This is a genomic window from Streptomyces sp. NPDC054794 (assembly GCF_053611585.1).
Window position 1 is genome coordinate 115987 of the sequence record NZ_JBSHAQ010000009.1, and the last position, 16843, is coordinate 132829.

13 protein-coding genes are annotated in these 16843 nt (G+C 69.5%); 9 read left to right on the top strand and 4 right to left on the bottom strand.

The features are described 5' to 3' along the window. The first annotated feature begins 15 nt into the window (after nucleotides 1-15). Together ACWGKT_RS12010 and ACWGKT_RS12015 are read left to right on the top strand one after the other, a co-directional pair. On the top strand, nucleotides 16-1299 hold the full coding sequence (locus tag ACWGKT_RS12010; protein WP_453273474.1) for an MFS transporter: 1284 nt from the start codon (nucleotides 16-18) through the stop codon (nucleotides 1297-1299). A 125-nt stretch (nucleotides 1300-1424) separates the two neighbouring features. Beyond that, nucleotides 1425-1874: an LppU/SCO3897 family protein gene (locus tag ACWGKT_RS12015; RefSeq protein WP_453273475.1), complete on the top strand. Its 450-nt coding sequence runs from the start codon at nucleotides 1425-1427 to the stop codon at nucleotides 1872-1874. Between the two features lie 102 nt (nucleotides 1875-1976). Here ACWGKT_RS12015 and ACWGKT_RS12020 read toward each other — a convergent pair whose 3' ends face one another. Then, nucleotides 1977-3419 carry a CCA tRNA nucleotidyltransferase gene (locus tag ACWGKT_RS12020; RefSeq protein ID WP_453273476.1) on the bottom strand — a complete coding sequence of 481 codons (1443 nt, stop codon included), beginning with the start codon at nucleotides 3417-3419 and terminating at the stop codon, nucleotides 1977-1979. A gap of 255 nt (nucleotides 3420-3674) precedes the next feature. Between ACWGKT_RS12020 and ACWGKT_RS12025 the strand changes: the two genes are divergently transcribed. From ACWGKT_RS12025 to trxA, 7 genes are all read left to right on the top strand, one after another. Continuing rightward, nucleotides 3675-6044 carry a DUF6049 family protein gene (locus tag ACWGKT_RS12025; protein ID WP_453273477.1) on the top strand — a complete coding sequence of 790 codons (2370 nt, stop codon included), beginning with the start codon at nucleotides 3675-3677 and terminating at the stop codon, nucleotides 6042-6044. A 46-nt stretch (nucleotides 6045-6090) separates the two neighbouring features. Beyond that, nucleotides 6091-8484 carry a murein biosynthesis integral membrane protein MurJ gene (gene murJ, locus ACWGKT_RS12030; protein WP_453273478.1) on the top strand — a complete coding sequence of 798 codons (2394 nt, stop codon included), beginning with the start codon at nucleotides 6091-6093 and terminating at the stop codon, nucleotides 8482-8484. Between the two features lie 118 nt (nucleotides 8485-8602). Continuing rightward, nucleotides 8603-10297 carry a protein kinase family protein gene (locus ACWGKT_RS12035; RefSeq protein WP_453273479.1) on the top strand — a complete coding sequence of 565 codons (1695 nt, stop codon included), beginning with the start codon at nucleotides 8603-8605 and terminating at the stop codon, nucleotides 10295-10297. Nucleotides 10298-10318: 21 nt separating this feature from the next. After that, nucleotides 10319-11044 carry an RNA polymerase sigma factor SigM gene (gene sigM, locus ACWGKT_RS12040; protein ID WP_453273480.1) on the top strand — a complete coding sequence of 242 codons (726 nt, stop codon included), beginning with the start codon at nucleotides 10319-10321 and terminating at the stop codon, nucleotides 11042-11044. Next, nucleotides 11041-11976 (top strand): anti-sigma factor family protein, encoded by a 936-nt coding sequence (locus ACWGKT_RS12045; protein WP_453273481.1) that lies wholly within the window; start codon nucleotides 11041-11043, stop codon nucleotides 11974-11976. Before sigM ends, ACWGKT_RS12045 begins: the two co-directional genes overlap by 4 nt. Nucleotides 11977-12161: 185 nt before the next feature. After that, entirely contained in the window at nucleotides 12162-13130 is a 969-nt protein-coding gene (trxB, locus tag ACWGKT_RS12050; RefSeq protein ID WP_453273482.1) for a thioredoxin-disulfide reductase, read from the top strand. Nucleotides 13131-13173: 43 nt separating this feature from the next. After that, nucleotides 13174-13506: a thioredoxin gene (gene trxA, locus ACWGKT_RS12055; RefSeq protein WP_235451749.1), complete on the top strand. Its 333-nt coding sequence runs from the start codon at nucleotides 13174-13176 to the stop codon at nucleotides 13504-13506. Nucleotides 13507-13573: 67 nt separating this feature from the next. Here the strand turns inward: trxA and ACWGKT_RS12060 are convergent, their stop codons facing one another. The 3 genes from ACWGKT_RS12060 to ACWGKT_RS12070 form a co-directional block, all read right to left on the bottom strand. Further along, the gene (locus ACWGKT_RS12060; protein WP_453273483.1) at nucleotides 13574-14191 is read right to left on the bottom strand and encodes a GNAT family N-acetyltransferase; all 618 of its coding nucleotides are present in this window, start codon (nucleotides 14189-14191) and stop codon (nucleotides 13574-13576) included. Nucleotides 14192-14535: 344 nt separating this feature from the next. Further along, nucleotides 14536-15642, bottom strand: a complete 1107-nt coding sequence (locus ACWGKT_RS12065; RefSeq protein ID WP_453273484.1) for a ParB/RepB/Spo0J family partition protein — start codon at nucleotides 15640-15642, stop codon at nucleotides 14536-14538. Continuing rightward, the gene (locus tag ACWGKT_RS12070) at nucleotides 15639-16712 is read right to left on the bottom strand and encodes a ParA family protein (protein ID WP_453273552.1); all 1074 of its coding nucleotides are present in this window, start codon (nucleotides 16710-16712) and stop codon (nucleotides 15639-15641) included. The genes ACWGKT_RS12065 and ACWGKT_RS12070 overlap by 4 nt, the downstream gene beginning before the upstream one ends. Nucleotides 16713-16843: the final 131 nt, after the last annotated feature.

Below are 16843 nucleotides of genomic sequence, written 5' to 3' on the forward strand. Positions count from 1 at the left end.
GTGAGGCTGTGCCTCATGCCTGTCGTCCGCGACCTGCGCGTCCTGCTGCGCCTCAGGGACTTCCGACGCCTGCTCTCCGTACGCCTGCTCTCCCAGGGCGCCGACGGCGTCTACCAGATCGCTCTCGCCACGTACGTCGTCTTCTCCCCCGAGAAACAGACCTCGCCCACCGCGATCGCCTCGGCGATGGCGGTGCTGCTGCTTCCGTACTCCCTCGTCGGACCTTTCGCGGGCGTCCTGCTGGACCGCTGGCGGCGTCGTCAGGTCTTCCTCTACGGCAACCTGCTGCGTGCGGTGATGGCGGTGGCGACCGCCGTGCTGATGGTCGCCTCGGTCCCGGACTGGCTCTTCTATCTCTCAGCGCTGTGCGTGACCGCCGTCAACCGGTTCGTCCTCGCGGGTCTGTCCGCCGCCCTGCCGCGGGTGGTGGACGCCGAGCGGCTGGTGATGGCCAACTCCGTGTCCCCGACCGCCGGAACGCTCGCCGCGACCGCCGGCGGCGGGCTCGCCCTGGCTGTACGTCTGGTGGTGGCGGACACCGACGCGGTCGTCGTACTGCTCGCCGCTCTCCTCTATCTGGGTGCGGCGCTCGCGTCGCTCACCATGCGCCCGGAACTGCTGGGCCCGGACCAGGCCATGCTGCGTCCACGGCTGCGTGCGGCGCTCGTGGGGACCGCACGCGACCTCGTGTCGGGCATACGGCACCTCGCCGGACCGGAACGCCGGGAGGCCGCGTGGGCGCTGTTCGCGATGACCCTGATGCGCTTCTGCTACGGCGCGCTGTTGGTCATGGTGCTGATGCTCTGCCGGTACGCCCTCTCCTCGAGCCCCGACGAGGGGCTCCGCCTCCTGGGAGTGGCGTTGGCGCTCTCGGGGGCCGGCTTCCTCATGGCGGCCGTCGTGACGCCCTGGGCGGCGGGCCGGCTCGGTCCACGCCGCTGGATCGCTGTGTGCGCCGCGGCGGCCGCGATCCTGGAACCCGCCCTCGGTCTGCCCTTCGCCACCGCCCCCATGCTGATCGCCGCCTTCGTCCTGGGCCTGACCACCCAGGGAGCGAAGATCTCCACGGACACGATCGTCCAGTCCTGCGTGGACGACGCCTTCCGGGGCCGGATCTTCTCCGTGTACGACGTCCTCTTCAACGTCGCCTTCGTCGGCGCCGCGGCGGTGGCCGCCCTGATGCTCCCCCCGGACGGCCGCTCGACGGTTCTGGTGATCACGGTCGCCGTCGTCTATGCGGCGGTGGCCACCTTCATGACAGTTGAAGGTGGCAATAGCGGTGGCTATGGCACCGTTTGAACTCTGGTAAGTGTCACATCAAAGAAACAGAGTCCCCCTGGGTTACAGAGTTGTCAGTGGGAGCCGCTAACTTACGTGGGTCTTATCTCGCGCCATGCGCACCCACGTTCTAGGGGGACCCCCAAGTGACGACTCCGCCGCCCCAGGGCCAGGCTCCGTACCCGCCGCAGGGCGGCTACCCCCAGCAGGGTCAGGCGCCCTACCCGCCCCAGCCCGGCGCCCCGACCGCTCCGATGCCGCCGCAGAAGCCGAAGCGGAGCGTCAGGCAGTACCTGCGCATAGGCGGCATCATCCTCGGTCTCGCCGTCGTGGCAGGTGGCTACTACCTGAACAACGACGACGACAGCAAGAAGCTGGCTGTCGGCGACTGCCTGACGAACACGGGAAGCGACACCTCCCCGGAGATCAAGCAGCTGGACTGCAGCGACTCCAAGGCGGACTACAAGGTGCTCAAGAAGGACGGCAGCACCAGCGTGTCCCAGCTCGCCTGCCAGTCGGTGAAGGGGACGACCGCGGCCCTTGAGTGGAAGGAAGGCAGCGACTCGTTCGTCCTCTGCCTCGGGGACAACAAGTAGCGCCACCCATGCCGAGGGGGATGTTTCACGTGAAACATCCCCCTCGGTGCACTCTGCCCGGGGTCATGTTTCACGTGAAACATGACCCCGTTTTTCGTGGCCTCAGCGCTGCTCGGCCCACCACTCCTTGAGCGCCGCCACCGCGGCGTCGTGCTCCATGGGCCCGTGTTCCAGACGGAGCTCCAGCATGTGCTTGTAGGCCTTGCCCACCACCGGGCCGGGGCCGACGCCCAGGATGTCCATGATCTGGTTGCCGTCGAGGTCCGGGCGGATCGCGTCGAGTTCCTCCTGCTGCTGGAGCTCGGCGATGCGATCCTCAAGGCCGTCGTACGCCCGCGACAGCGCCGCCGCCTTGCGCTTGTTGCGCGTGGTGCAGTCGGAGCGGGTCAGCTTGTGGAGGCGGGTGAGCAGCGGGCCGGCGTCACGCACATAGCGCCGAACCGCGGAGTCCGTCCACTCGCCCGTGCCGTAGCCGTGGAAGCGCAGGTGGAGTTCCACCAAGTGCGAGACGTCCTTCACCAGTTCGTTGGAGTACTTCAACGCCGTCATGCGCTTCTTGGTCATCTTCGCCCCGACCACCTCGTGGTGGTGGAACGAGACGCGGCCGTCCTTCTCGAAGCGACGGGTGCGCGGCTTACCGATGTCGTGCAGCAGCGCGGCCAGGCGGAGCGTCAGGTCGGGACCGTCCTCCTCCAGGGCGATCGCCTGCTCCAGGACGATCAGCGTGTGCTCGTACACATCCTTGTGCCGGTGGTGCTCGTCGCTCTCCAGGCGCAGCGCCGGCAGCTCGGGCAGCACATGGGCGGCCAGGTCGGTGTCGACCAGGAGCGCGAGGCCCTTGCTCGGGTTCGAGGACAGGATCAGCTTGTTCAGTTCGTCACGGATGCGCTCCGCCGAGACGATCTCAAGGCGACCGGCCATGTCCTTCATCGCCGCGACGACCTCGGGAGCCACCTCGAAGTCGAGCTGGGCGGCGAAGCGGGCGGCCCGCATCATCCGCAGGGGGTCGTCCGAGAAGGACTCCTCGGGCGTGCCCGGGGTGCGCAGCACCCGCGCCGCCAGATCCTCAAGGCCACCGTGCGGATCGATGAAATCCTTCTCCGGCAGGGCCACGGCCATCGCGTTGACGGTGAAGTCACGCCGGACGAGATCTTCCTCGATGGAGTCGCCGTACGAGACCTCCGGCTTGCGCGAGGTGCGGTCGTACGCCTCGGAGCGGTAGGTCGTGACCTCGATCTGGTAGCCGTCCTTCTGCGCGCCGACGGTGCCGAAGGCGATCCCGACCTCCCACACCGCGTCCGCCCACGGCCGCACGATCTTCAGTACGGCCTCGGGACGGGCGTCGGTGGTGAAGTCCAGGTCGTTGCCGAGCCGGCCGAGCAGCGCGTCCCGGACCGAGCCGCCGACCAGGGCGAGCGAGAACCCGGCCTCCTGGAAACGGCGGGCGAGGTCGTCGGCGACGGGGGCCACCCGCAGCAGCTCGCTCACCGCGCGCTGCTGCACCTGGCTCAGGGCAGAGGAAGTCTCTTCGTTGGCGTTCGGCACAACAGAAGAGGGTACGTGGCCCGCCCGGCCGGGAGCGCCCCCATTAAACCTGCACGCACTTCTCGTCCCGTACCGCCATAAGCCACATCACAGTGCTTTAGGGCGGCTTTCCCCTTGATAATGAACATACGGGGCGGACCGCCGGTGTCCCCCCGATCTTGTGGGGCGGACCGCGGCACTTCCCCTCAGCGCACCTCGTTACCATGCGGGGACGCACATTCCGACGACCACTGACGACGAGGGACGGGCGAGCGCGTGGCCGAGGCGGCAGACTTCCTGGGGACGAGTCCCTCACCTGCCCGCCGCTGGCTGCGGCGGGCCGGAGCACTCCTCGCCGGAGCCCCTCTGCTGGCCGGCATACTCCAGCTGCCCGCCGCGACGTCGGCGCAGGCCGCTTCCTCGGACTCCGACCCGGTCTCCGTCTCCCTGGACACGCTCAGCCCGAACGTCCCCACGGACGGGGACACGCTGACCGTCTCCGGCACGGTGACCAACAACGGCAAGCAGTCGGTCACCGGCGCCCACGTGGGGCTGCGTGTGGGCGCCCCGCTGGGCACCCGCTCGGCCATCGACGGCATCGCCCGGCGCTCCGACGATCTGCAGGCCTCCGTCGGCAACGAGGTGGGCGGCAAGTACGTCGAGAAGTTCGCCAAGCTCGCCCCGGGCGTCGCCCAGCATTTCAGCATCTCCGTCCCGGTCGACAAGCTCGACCTCGGCCAGGACGGTGTCTACGAGTTCGGTGTCTCGCTGTCCGGCCAGACCGCCGCACAGCCGTGGGAGCAGGTGCTGGGCATCCAGCGGACCTTCCTGCCGTGGCAGCCGGAAGAGGCGGACACCAAGACGAAGGCGACGTACCTGTGGCCGCTCATCTCCACCGTCCACATGACGGCGAAGACGGGCGCCGGTGAGCAGCAGACGCCGGTCTTCCTCAACGACGACCTCGCCAAGGACATCTCCCCGGGCGGTCGCCTGGCGCAGATGCTGGCGCTGGGCAGGGAACTCGACGTCACCTGGGTGATCGATCCCGACCTGCTGGCCTCCGTGGACGCGATGACCCGCAGCTACCGCCTCCAGGGCGACAACGACACCACGACGGCCGGCACGCACCAGGCGGTGGCCAAGCAGTTCCTGGCCGACCTGCAGAAGGCCGTGGCGGACAAGGAGGTCGTCGCCCTGCCCTTCGCCGACCCGGACCTCGCCTCCCTCGCCCACAACGGCACCAGCGTCACCGGCTCCCTGAGTCACCTCAAGGACGCCACCGACGTCGCGGCCACCACCGTCAGGACCGTGCTCCACGTCACACCGAGCACGGACTTCGCCTGGCCCGTGGACGGCGCGGTGGACCCCTCGATCATCAAGGTCGCCACCTCCGCGGGCGCCGACAAGGTGATCGCCCGCAGCGACAGCCTCCAGGAGACCGGCGGTCTGTCCTACACGCCCTCCGCGGCCCGCCCGATCGGTGGCGGTACGAGCGCGGTCGTGGCGGACGCTCGGCTGTCCGAGGCGTTCGAGGGCGACCTGACGAAGGCGGGCTCGGCCACCCTCGCCGTCCAGCGGTTCCTGGCCCAGAGTCTGGCGCTGAACCTCCAGACGGACCAGCAGCGCAGCATCGTCGTCGCCCCGCAGCGCATGCCGTCGGCCAGCCAGGCCCAGGCGATGGCCCAGGGGATCACGGCGCTCCAGGACAACAACTGGACGCTGTCCCAGGAGCTCACCTCGACCGCCAAGGCCAAGCCCGACCCGGGCGCGACCACGCGGATCCCCTCCACCTCCGCGTACCCCTCGTCGCTGCGCAAGCAGGAGCTGCCCCGGGCGGCCTTCGAGCAGATCGCGCGGACGCAGGACAAGCTCGACAACTTCCAGGTGATCCTCACCGACGAGTCCCGGGTGGTCACCCCCTTCGGGCGGGCCATGAACCGTGAGATGTCCACGGCGTGGCGGGGCCGGATCGTCGAGGCGGACCGGTTCCGGCTGGGCGTGGAGACGTATCTCGACCAACTGGCCGACCAGGTCAAGCTGATCGACAAGTCCGAGACGAAGCTGTCCGGCCGCAGCGCCACCATCCCGGTGACCGTCCAGAACAACCTGGTCCAGGGCGTCGACCACCTCGTCCTGCGGCTCACCTCGACCATGCCGACCCGTCTGGAGATCGGCGGCCAGCCCTACGACGAGCAGCCCGTCACCGTCTCCGGCGGGCACAGCCAGTCGGTGAAGTTCACCACCTCGGCCAACGCCAACGGCCGCGTGACGGTGATCGCCCAGCTGTTCACGCAGGACGGCCAGGAGTACGGCGCACCGGTCAGGTTCGACGTGAAGGTGACCGAGGTCACGCCCACCGTGATGCTGGTCATCGGCGGCGGTGTCCTGCTGCTTGTCCTCGCCGGCTTCCGGATGTACACCCAGCGCAAGCGCGCGGCCGCCCGGGAGGCGTCCGAGGACGGTCCCGACGAGTCCGGACAGGACACGGACGGTCCGCAGAACCCCGAAGCCCCCTCGGATCGTCCGAAGGAAGAGTCGGACGCCGCGTCCGGGGCAGACGACCCGGAGCAGCCGAGTGACCCGACACCGGACACCGCACCGGAAAGCGTCGACCCGTCCGGGACGGGTGAGAGAGTGGACCGTTGAGCGATGTCGTGGCCGGTGGGCCCGGGGACGATGAGGTGGGGTAACCATGAACGCGCCGTACGACGGTGACCGCGGCCAGGCCGCGGCCGGCTCGGGCTACCCCGAGCCGGCTCCCGAGCCTGGCCAGGTACCGCCGCAGCACGCGGCGGACATGTACCTCCAGGACGCCTACGACCAGGACCCCTACCGGGCGCACGACCTCTCCGCCCAGGACCCGGTCGCCGAGGCGCTGTACGACCGTGCCTCGCACCCCCCGCCGCCCCCGGGCACGTACCCGCCGCAGCAGCCGCTGTACGGGCAGCCGGAGCAGTCGTCCTACGCCCCCGACCCGCACGTGTGGGCCCAGACCCCGCCGCCGGAGCCCGAGCGGCCGACGAACTACCTGCCGTACGGCGACAACCCCCGTACGACCCAGTTCGTGGGCGTCGACGACCTGGTCACGCACTCCGGCGAGGAGCACCACGAGCCGGACGCCTTCGCGCACCTCTTCCGGGACCAGCAGCAGGGCGGCGGACTCCCGCCCGCCGATCCCCGCGCGGTACCGGGTCCCGCCGCCGCGCCAGGTGGCGCCCAGGGCCCTGTGGGCCAGTACCCGGCCGCCCCGCAGCAGCAGTACGCGGCTCCTCACCACATGCCTGAGCAGCACGCGCCGGCTCCGCAGGCCGCTGCCCCTCATCCCGCGAGCGCGCCCTCGCCGGGTGGTCCCGGTGGTCCCGGCGGCCCCGCGTCGGTGCCACCGTCCGCCCCGTCCCCCTCCTCCGACGCCACGTCCGCTCCCGCCGCCCACGCCGCGCCCGCGGCGAGGAAGGGCGGGCGGGCCTCGGGCCTGCTGAAGTCCAGCGCCGTGATGGCGGCGGGCACGATGGTCTCCCGGCTCACCGGCTTCATCCGCTCCGCGCTGATCGTCTCCGCGCTGGGCGTCGGCCTGCTCGGTGACACCTTCCAGGTGGCCTACCAGCTGCCGACGATGATCTACATCCTGACCGTCGGCGGCGGTCTCAACTCCGTCTTCGTGCCGCAGCTCGTGCGGGCCATGAAGGAGGACGAGGACGGCGGCGAGGCGTACGCCAACCGGCTGCTGACGCTGGTGATGGTGGCGCTGGGCGCCCTCACCGCCCTCGCGATCGTGGCCGCCCCGCTGCTGATCCGGCTGCTGTCCAACTCGGTCGCCAGCAATCCGGCCGCCAACGAGGTCGGTGTCACCTTCGTCCGCTACTTCCTGCCCTCGATCTTCTTCATGGGCATCCACGTGGTGATGGGTCAGATCCTCAACGCCCGCGGCAAGTTCGGCGCGATGATGTGGACTCCGGTCCTCAACAACATCGTCATCATCGTCACGCTCGGCATGTTCATCTGGGTGTACGGCAGCGCCGCCAACTCCGGGATGAAGGTCACGAACATCCCGCCGGAGGGCCAGCGGCTCCTCGGCATCGGCGTGCTGCTCGGCCTCGTCGTCCAGGCCCTGGCGATGATCCCGTACCTGCGGGAGACCGGCTTCCGGCTGCGCCTGCGCTTCGACTGGCGCGGTCACGGCCTCGGCAAGGCGGCCACGCTCGCCAAGTGGACCATCCTGTTCGTCCTCGCCAACCAGGCGGGCGCACTCGTCGTCTCCCAGCTGTCCACCGCGGCCGGCAAGGCATCGCCCGTCGACGGCACCGGCTTCGCCGCCTACGCCAACGCCCAGCTGATCTGGGGCCTGCCGCAGGCCATCATCACGGTCTCGCTGATGGCGGCCCTGCTGCCGCGCATCTCGCGCTCGGCGGCCGAGGACGACGCGGGCGCGGTCCGCGACGACATCTCGCAGGGACTGCGGACGACCGCGGTGGCGATCGTGCCCATCGCGTTCGGCTTCCTGGCCCTCGGCATCCCGATGTGCACGCTGATCTTCGGCTCCTCGGGCACCTCCGAGGCGACCAACATGGGCTTCATGCTGATGGCCTTCGGCCTCGGCCTGGTCCCGTACTCCGTGCAGTACGTCGTCCTGCGGGCCTTCTACGCCTACGAGGACACGCGCACGCCCTTCTACAACACCGTCATCGTGGCCGCGGTCAACGCGGCCGCCTCGGCGCTCTGTTACTTCCTGCTCCCGGCCCGCTGGGCGGTGATCGGCATGGCCGCCGCGTACGGCCTCGCCTACGCGATCGGCGTGGGCGTCGCCTGGAAGCGCCTGAGCAAGCGGCTGGGCGGCGACCTCGACGGCTCCCGGGTGCTGCGGACGTACGCCCGGCTGTGCATCGCCTCGGTCCCGGCCGCCCTGCTCAGTGGCGCGGCGTGCTACGGGATCGGACACAGCCTCGGTCAGGGCGTCATCGGCTCCTTCGCGGCGCTGGTGGTCGGCGGAGCGCTCCTGCTCGGCATCTTCTTCGTCGCGGCGCGCCGCATGCGCATCGAGGAGCTCAACTCCCTCGTCGGCATGGTGCGCGGGCGTCTGGGGCGCTGAGGCGGGGGTAAGCGCACAACCATCGTCCGCCGCCGCGTGTCGTGCATAGCGGCAGACTGTGGGCACAATTGGTTTCGGCGTCGGACAGCGTGCAACGGATGGGGAGGCAGGGACGACGGTGGCGGAACGGAGCACGGCTGCCGTCGACGTGGCAGACAACAGCGGTGACGAGCCGCTGACCGCCAAGGCGGACCAGTCCACGGCCGACGGGGTGGCCCAGAACCCGGAGCGGGACACGGACAGCGACGAGGCACAGGGGAGCGGCGGGACGGACGGTCCCGGTACGGCCTCACCTCCCGAACTGCACAGTGGTCACAAGCTCGCCAGGCGCTACCGCCTGGAGGAGTGCGTCACCCGTCTGGACGGATTCAGCAGTTGGCGCGCGGTCGACGAGAAACTCCGTCGCGCCGTAGGCGTCCATGTCCTGCCCGCGGAACACGTGCGGGCGCGTTCGGTACTGGCCGCGGCCCGGTCCTCCGCGCTGCTGGGCGACCCGCGCTTCGTCCAGGTCCTGGATGCCGTCGAGGAGAACGACCTCGTCTATGTCGTCCACGAGTGGCTGCCCGACGCGACCGAGTTGAGCACCCTGCTCTCCTCCGGGACGATGGAGCCGCACGACGCCTACCAGATGGTGAGCCAGGTGTCCTCCGCCATGGCCGCCGCCCATCGCGAGGGCCTCGCACATCTGCGCCTCAACCCCAATGCCGTACTGCGGGCTTCGACCGGTCAGTGGCGGATCCGCGGCCTGGCCGTGAACGCCGCGCTGCGCGGCATCAGCTCCGACACCCCCCAGCGCGCCGACACCGAGGCGATCGGCGCCCTGCTGTACGCCGCGCTGACCCAGCGGTGGCCGTACGAGAGCGACGCCTACGGCCTGTCCGGACTGCCCAAGGACATCGGGCTCATCGCGCCGGACCAGGTGCGTGCGGGTGTCCACCGCGGCCTGTCCGAGCTCGCGATGCGCGCGCTTGTCAACGACGGCGCCACCGCCTCCCGGCACGAGTCCGCGTGCACCACGCCGGAGGAGCTGGTGAAGGCGATCGGCGAGATGCCGCGCATCCGCCCGCCGGAGCCGGCGTTCACGGCACCGCCGGAGTACCAGCGCACGACGTACCAGCAGGGCACGTACGGCCGCACGGCACCGCACCCCGGCGTCACGCAGCCCCTCACGCCCCCTCCGCCGCCGCTGCAGAGCCGGACGGGCAAGGCCCTCAAGTGGGCGGTCTCCGCCCTCCTGATCGCCGCTCTGGGCCTCGGCAGCTGGCAGCTCGCGGACGCCCTGATGAACCAGAGCAACAAGTCCGACGACACGAACAAGACGCAGACGTCGGACGGCGGCGACAAGACCCCGAAGAAGCCGGCCAGTCAGCCGATCGCCATCGCAGGTGCCCACGACTTCGACCCGTTCGGGGACCAGTCCGAGAAGCCGGCCGACATAAGCAAGGTCTACGACGGCAGCACGGCGACGTACTGGCAGACGGACTTCTACAAGGGTGCGAACTTCGGCAACCTGAAGCCGGGCCTCGGCATCGTCCTGGACCTCGGCAAGGTCCAGGACGTCGGCAAGGTGGCAGTCACCTTCATGGGGGACACGGCGGTCGAGCTCCGTTCCGCGGGCCCGGACGCGACCTCCCGGCCCACGTCGTTCGACTCCTTCACACAGGTGGCCCAGGGGTCGGGGCAGTCGGTGGTGCTCAAGCCCGGCAAGACCGTCAAGACCCGGTACCTCCTGGTGTGGCTCACCAAGCTGCCCTTGCAGCCCGACGAGGGCACCTACCGGGGCAGAGTGGCGGACATCAAGGTGACCAGCTAGGTTGCCCCCAGGGAGGGGCCGATGGCAGATGCCGCCGGATACGGCGACGCAAAGGACGAGGATCTGCTCGCCCGTCACGTCGAGGGGGATCCCGACGCCTTCGGTGAGATCGTGCGGAGGCACCGGGATCGGCTCTGGGCAGTGGCGCTGCGGACGCTGGGGGACCGGGAGGAGGCCGCTGACGCGGTCCAGGACGCCCTCGTGTCCGCGTACCGGGCAGCCCACACCTTCCGGGGCCAGTCGGCCGTCACGACCTGGCTGCACCGGATCACGGTGAACGCCTGCCTGGACCGCGCCCGCAAGGCGGCCTCCCGGAAGACGGCTCCCGTGGACGACACCGAGCGTCTGGAGCAGCTGCTGGAGCCGCACGAGTCGGCCGAGGCACCCGCCGAGCGCAACGATCTGCACCGCCAGCTCCTGGAAGCCCTGGGCACCCTTCCGCACGACCAGCGGGCGGCCCTCGTCCTGGTGGACATGCAGGGCTACCCCGTCGCCGAGGCGGCCCACATCCTCGACGTCCCGACGGGCACGGTGAAGAGCCGCTGCGCTCGTGGCAGAGCGAAACTGCTCCCACTCATCTCCCATCTACGGCCGGAAATCTCCGGTGACGAGAAGAAGGAGGACCCGGCACGGAACCGGGCGCCGGGGACATCCGTCCCACCGGCAGCGGAACCTCACCACGGAGGTTCACACGGGACAGGGCCGAGCGATTCAGCCGCAGTGAAGGGCGGAGGTGGGCGAGCGTGACTTCCACGACGGACACGACCGGACACCCGGACGTCGCCGAGATCTCCGACCTCACCGAAGGCCTGCTCCCGCCCACTCGCAGCAGCGAGGTACGGCGTCATCTGGACGAGTGCGAACTGTGCACGGACGTCCATGCCTCTCTGGAGGAGATCCGGGGCCTGCTGGGCACCATCCCGGGCCCGGCGCCCATGCCCGCCGACATCGCGAGCCGTATCGATGCCGCCCTCGCCGCCGAGGCGCTGCTGAGCGCCACCGCGCCGGAGTCCGTGGACGCACCGGCCTCGGTCTCCGCTCCCTCCGGGCTGTCCGCCGAGAACGCCGATGCTCATGTTTCACGTGAAACATCGGCTCCGGTCGACCGGCCTGCCGGACGTCCGCACGCGACCACCGGCCCGGGGCGCAAGGATCGGGGCCGCGGCCGCCGCCGCAGGACGGCCGTCCTGGGCGCCGTCCTCACCGCTGCCGTCCTGGGGGCCGGAACGCTGTTCCTGCAGTCCCTGAGCGACGACACGTCCCATACGACGGCACACGGCGAGCAGACCAGCGCCACCTTTTCCGGCAGCCCCCTCAAGGGGCAGGTCACGGATCTCCTGACCACGAGGAAGAGCTCGCCGCGCGCTTCCGGCAGCCACAGGCCGCACGTGGGCATCGAGTCCGAGACGGACGGCCCAGGATCGACGGCGACCGCGAACACCCTGATCCAGCCCTCCGTCCCGATCCCGGACTGTGTCCGGGACGGCCTCAACGGCAAGGGTGAGGTCCTCGGCGCCAAGACGGGGATGTACGACGGGAAGGAGGCGTACCTCGTCGTGCTGCCCGATGCCAAGGACACCACCCGGGTCACCGCCTACGTCGTCGACGCCGCCTGCATGAACCAGCAGCCCGTCTCGCCCGGCAAGGTACTACTGAAGCAGTCCTTCGCACGCCCCTGATCCGGGTCCCCGCAGCGCGGCTTCCTTTCCCTCGTCCCCAGCCGGATATCCGTGCGGTGTGACGTCCCCCGTGCGCCCGGACACAGCGGGAATGCGGGCCCCGTAGGATCCGTTGGGTGGGGTGAGAGTCCCGGAAGGGACTCGCACCTGTCGACTGACACAGAGCAGAGACGAGGAATCAAGCCGTGAGCGACGTCCGTAACGTGATCATCATCGGCTCCGGGCCCGCCGGCTACACGGCGGCGCTCTACACCGCGCGCGCGTCGCTGAAGCCTCTGGTGTTCGAGGGGGCTGTCACGGCGGGCGGTGCCCTGATGAACACCACCGAGGTGGAGAACTTCCCGGGCTTCCGCGACGGCATCATGGGCCCCGACCTCATGGACAACATGCGCGCCCAGGCCGAGCGCTTCGGCGCAGAGCTGGTCCCCGACGACGTCGTCTCCGTCGACCTGACCGGTGAGATCAAGACCGTCACGGACACCGCGGGCACGGTCCACAAGGCGAAGGCCGTCATCGTCACCACCGGCTCGCAGCACCGCAAGCTGGGCCTGCCGAACGAGGACGCGCTCTCCGGCCGTGGTGTCTCCTGGTGTGCCACCTGTGACGGCTTCTTCTTCAAGGACCAGGACATCGCCGTGATCGGTGGCGGTGACACCGCGATGGAGGAAGCCACCTTCCTCTCGCGGTTCGCCAAGTCCGTGACGATCGTCCACCGCCGGGCCAGCCTGCGCGCCTCCAAGGCGATGCAGGAGCGCGCCTTCGCCGACCCGAAGATCAAGTTCGTCTGGGACAGCGAGGTCGCGGAGGTCCAGGGCGAGCAGAAGCTGTCCGGTCTCAAGCTCCGCAACGTCAAGACCGGTGAGCTCTCCGACCTGCCGGTGACGGGTCTGTTCATCGCGATCGGCCACGACCCGCGCACCGAGCTGTTCAAGGGCCAGCTCGACCTGGACGAGGAGGGCTACCTGAAGGTCGCCTCGCCCTCCACCCGCACCAACCTCACGGGTGTCTTCGCCGCCGGTGACGTGGTCGACCACACCTACCGCCAGGCGATCACCGCGGCCGGCACCGGCTGCTCCGCCGCTCTCGACGCCGAGCGTTTCCTCTCTGCCCTGGCGGACGAGGAGAACGCCGAGCCCGAGAAGACCTCTGTCTGACCCCCCTTCCGCCTCACCGCACGATCAAGTTAAGGAGCCCGCCGTGGCCGGCACCCTGAAGAATGTGACCGACGATTCCTTCGAGCAGGACGTCCTCAAGAGCGACAAGCCCGTCCTGGTGGACTTCTGGGCCGCCTGGTGCGGTCCGTGCCGCCAGATCGCTCCCTCGCTGGAGGCCATCGCGGCCGAGCACGGCGACAAGATCGAGATCGTCAAGCTCAACATCGACGAGAACCCGGGTACGGCTGCCAAGTACGGCGTCATGTCCATCCCGACCCTGAACGTGTACCAGGGCGGCGAGGTCGCGAAGACCATCGTCGGCGCCAAGCCCAAGGCCGCGATCGAGCGCGACCTGGCGGAGTTCATCGCCGAGTGACGTTTCACGTGAAACACGAATGGGCCAACCCGGTCGGGTTGGCCCATTCGCTTTGAGGGGCTACGGCCTAGAGGGGGCGGAGCGCCGGTTCCTTCTGTACGGCTCCCAGCAGCCGGTCGATCGCCAGCTCCACGTCTTCCTTCCAGGAGAGCGTCGATCGCAGCTCCAACCGCAGCCGCGGATGCTTGGGATGCTGCCGGACGGTCTTGAAGCCCACGGCCAGGAGGTGGTCGGCGGGCAGCAGACAGGCGAGCTCCTTCCAGCGGGCGTCACCGAATGCCTCGATGGCCTTGAAGCCGCGTCGCAGCAGGTCCTTGGCCACAGTCTGGACCATCACCCGGCCGAGCCCCTGGCCCTGATAGCCGGGCAGGATGAAGCCGGTGATCAGCTGTACGGCGTCCGATGAGACGGGGCTCGTGGGGAACGCCGTGGAGCGGGGAACGTAGGCAGGTGGGGCGTAGAGCACGAAGCCCACCGGTGCGTCGTCGACGTAGACCACACGGCCGCAGGAACCCCAGTCCAGCAGGACCGCGGAGATCCAGGACTCCTTCTCCAGGGCGGGTGTACCCGCCCTTACCGCGGCCTCGCCGCTGACGGGGTCGAGCTCCCAGAAGACACACGAGCGACAGCGGTTGGGAAGGTCCTGAAGGTTGTCCAGCGTGAGCGGTACGAGCCGGCGCCCCATGAAGGCTGTTCCTCGCTTCCTTTGCCCGCGGCCCCGCGAGCGGCTGTCAGTGCGCTGCGCTCTCTGAGCAGACTGCCGACGAACCCGCCGACCGCGCCCAGCCCGAGGCCCGCCCCCACCAGTCCGGTGCGGCTCATCGATCGCATGGCCCCCGCCTCCCACTCAGAGGATGCTGCCAGGTGGATGCGCCATACCCGCTCGCATCGTATCCACCAAGCGATTCCATCGATACCGACTAAAAGCAAAGAGCGGACCGTGTTCCGGTACACACCGGACACAATCCGCTCTCCTCCGGCCGATCGGGCGAAGCCGTTCGGCGTGGACCGATCAGAGCCGACCGAGGCTCAGTCCTCGGACTCCTCCGTCTGCCCCTCGTGCAGGCCCTTCTGCAGGACCGGTCCCTCGCCCGGGGCGAGGGAGCCGAGGATCCGCTCCAGGTCTTCCATGGAAGCGAACTCGACGGTGATCTTGCCCTTCTTCTGACCGAGGTCGACCTTCACCCGGGTCTCGAAGCGGTCCGACAGACGCGTCGCGAGCTCGTTCAGCGCCGGGGACACCCGGGCACCGGCACGCGGCCCCTTGGAGCGCTGTGCCGTCTGGGGACGCGAGCCCATCAGGGTCACGATCTCCTCGACGGCGCGCACCGAGAGTCCCTCGGCCACGATGCGGTGGGCCAGCCGGTCCTGCTCCTCCGAGTCCTCGACGGAGAGCAGAGCCCGCGCGTGACCGGCGGACAGCACACCGGCGGCGACGCGGCGCTGGACCGCCGGCGAGAGCTTCAGCAGACGCAGGGTGTTCGAGACCTGCGGCCGGGACCGGCCGATGCGGTCCGCCAGCTGGTCGTGCGTGCAGTTGAAGTCCTTCAGCAGCTGGTCGTAGGCGGCGGCCTCTTCCAGCGGGTTCAGCTGGGCGCGGTGCAGGTTCTCCAGCAGGGCGTCCAGAAGGAGCTTCTCGTCGTCCGTGGCCCGCACGATCGCCGGGATGGCTTCGAGGCCGGCCTCGCGGCAGGCCCGCCAGCGCCGCTCGCCCATGATGAGCTCGTAGCGGGCGGGGCCGAGCTGCCGTACGACGACGGGCTGGAGAAGGCCGACCTCCTTGATGGAGGTGACCAGCTCCTGCAGAGCGTCCTCGTCGAAGACCTCACGCGGCTGGCGCGGGTTCGGCGTGATGGAGTCGAGGGCGATCTCGGCGAAGTGGGCGCCCATGGGGGACGCAGGCGCCTCCACGACGCCGTTCACCGACACCTCCTCGGTCTCCTGCACCACGGACGGCAGCGTGGCCACCTTGGCCGCTGCGACCCCACGATCGGTCGTCAGCACCGGAGCCGGGACCGCCACGGGAGCAGCGGACGCAGCGCTCCCCAAGGGGGCCGAAGCCGGGGTCTTCTCGGTCGGGGCAGCGGGGATCAGTGCGCCGAGTCCACGACCCAAACCCCTCCGTCGCTCGCTCACTGAATCCCCTCCACCATGCTCGGGTTGCTCTGGGCGCCGATGTGGGCCTGTGTCGGGTCGTAGCTGACACCGACGCCCTTCAGCGCGATTTCTCGTGCCGCCTCAAGGTAGGAGAGGGCACCACTCGATCCAGGATCGTAAGTCAGCACCGTCTGCCCATAGCTCGGCGCCTCGGAGATACGGACCGACCGGGGAATGCTCGTCCGCAGGACCTCGTCGCCGAAGTGACTTCGTACCTCGTCCGCGACCTGGGAGGCAAGACGCGTACGACCGTCGTACATGGTGAGCAGGATGGTCGACACGTGCAGGGCCGGGTTGAGGTGACCGCGCACCAGGTCGACGTTGCGCAGCAGCTGCCCCAGGCCCTCCAGCGCGTAGTACTCGCACTGGATCGGGATGAGGACCTCCTGGCCCGCCACGAGTGCGTTGACCGTCAGCAGGCCGAGCGAGGGCGGGCAGTCGATGAGGATGTAGTCCAGCGGCTGCTCGTAGGCCTGAATGGCCCTCTCAAGCCGGCTCTCTCGCGCCACCAGGGACACCAGCTCGATCTCCGCACCGGCGAGATCGATCGTGGCGGGGGCGCAGAAGAGACCTTCGACATCGGGGACCGGCTGGACGACCTCGGACAGGGGCCTGCTCTCGACCAATACGTCGTAGATGGATGGCACTTCGGCGTGATGGTCGATCCCCAGGGCAGTGGACGCGTTGCCCTGCGGGTCGAGGTCGATCACCAGGACACGGGCGCCATGGAGAGCCAGCGAAGCGGCGAGGTTGACCGTAGTCGTCGTCTTGCCGACGCCGCCCTTCTGGTTGGCGACCACGATGACCCGGGTCTGCTCGGGACGTGGAAGGCCTTCGCCGGCACGGCCCAGAGCCTCCACGGCCAGTTGGGCAGCACGACCGATGGGAGTGTCGTCCATCGGAGGCGGTGTTTCACGTGAAACATCCGCCCCCATCGACTCGGTACGGGGACCGGGGACCGGATCGGTCATCGGTCCCGCGATGTTGGCGTCGGACCGCACGGATTCACTCTCCTCGACTTCAGGCTCGCAATGAACAGAGCCTCCCATGTCTTCGGGGTCGTGAACCAGTGAGGCCTGTTGTTCTGTGGAGAAATCCACCTCTGTGGACAACTCTGTTGCCTCTCCGAGTGACCCAAGAGGCCTGCGGTCGCGTGGTTCGGCGGCGGCGCGGCCGCGGC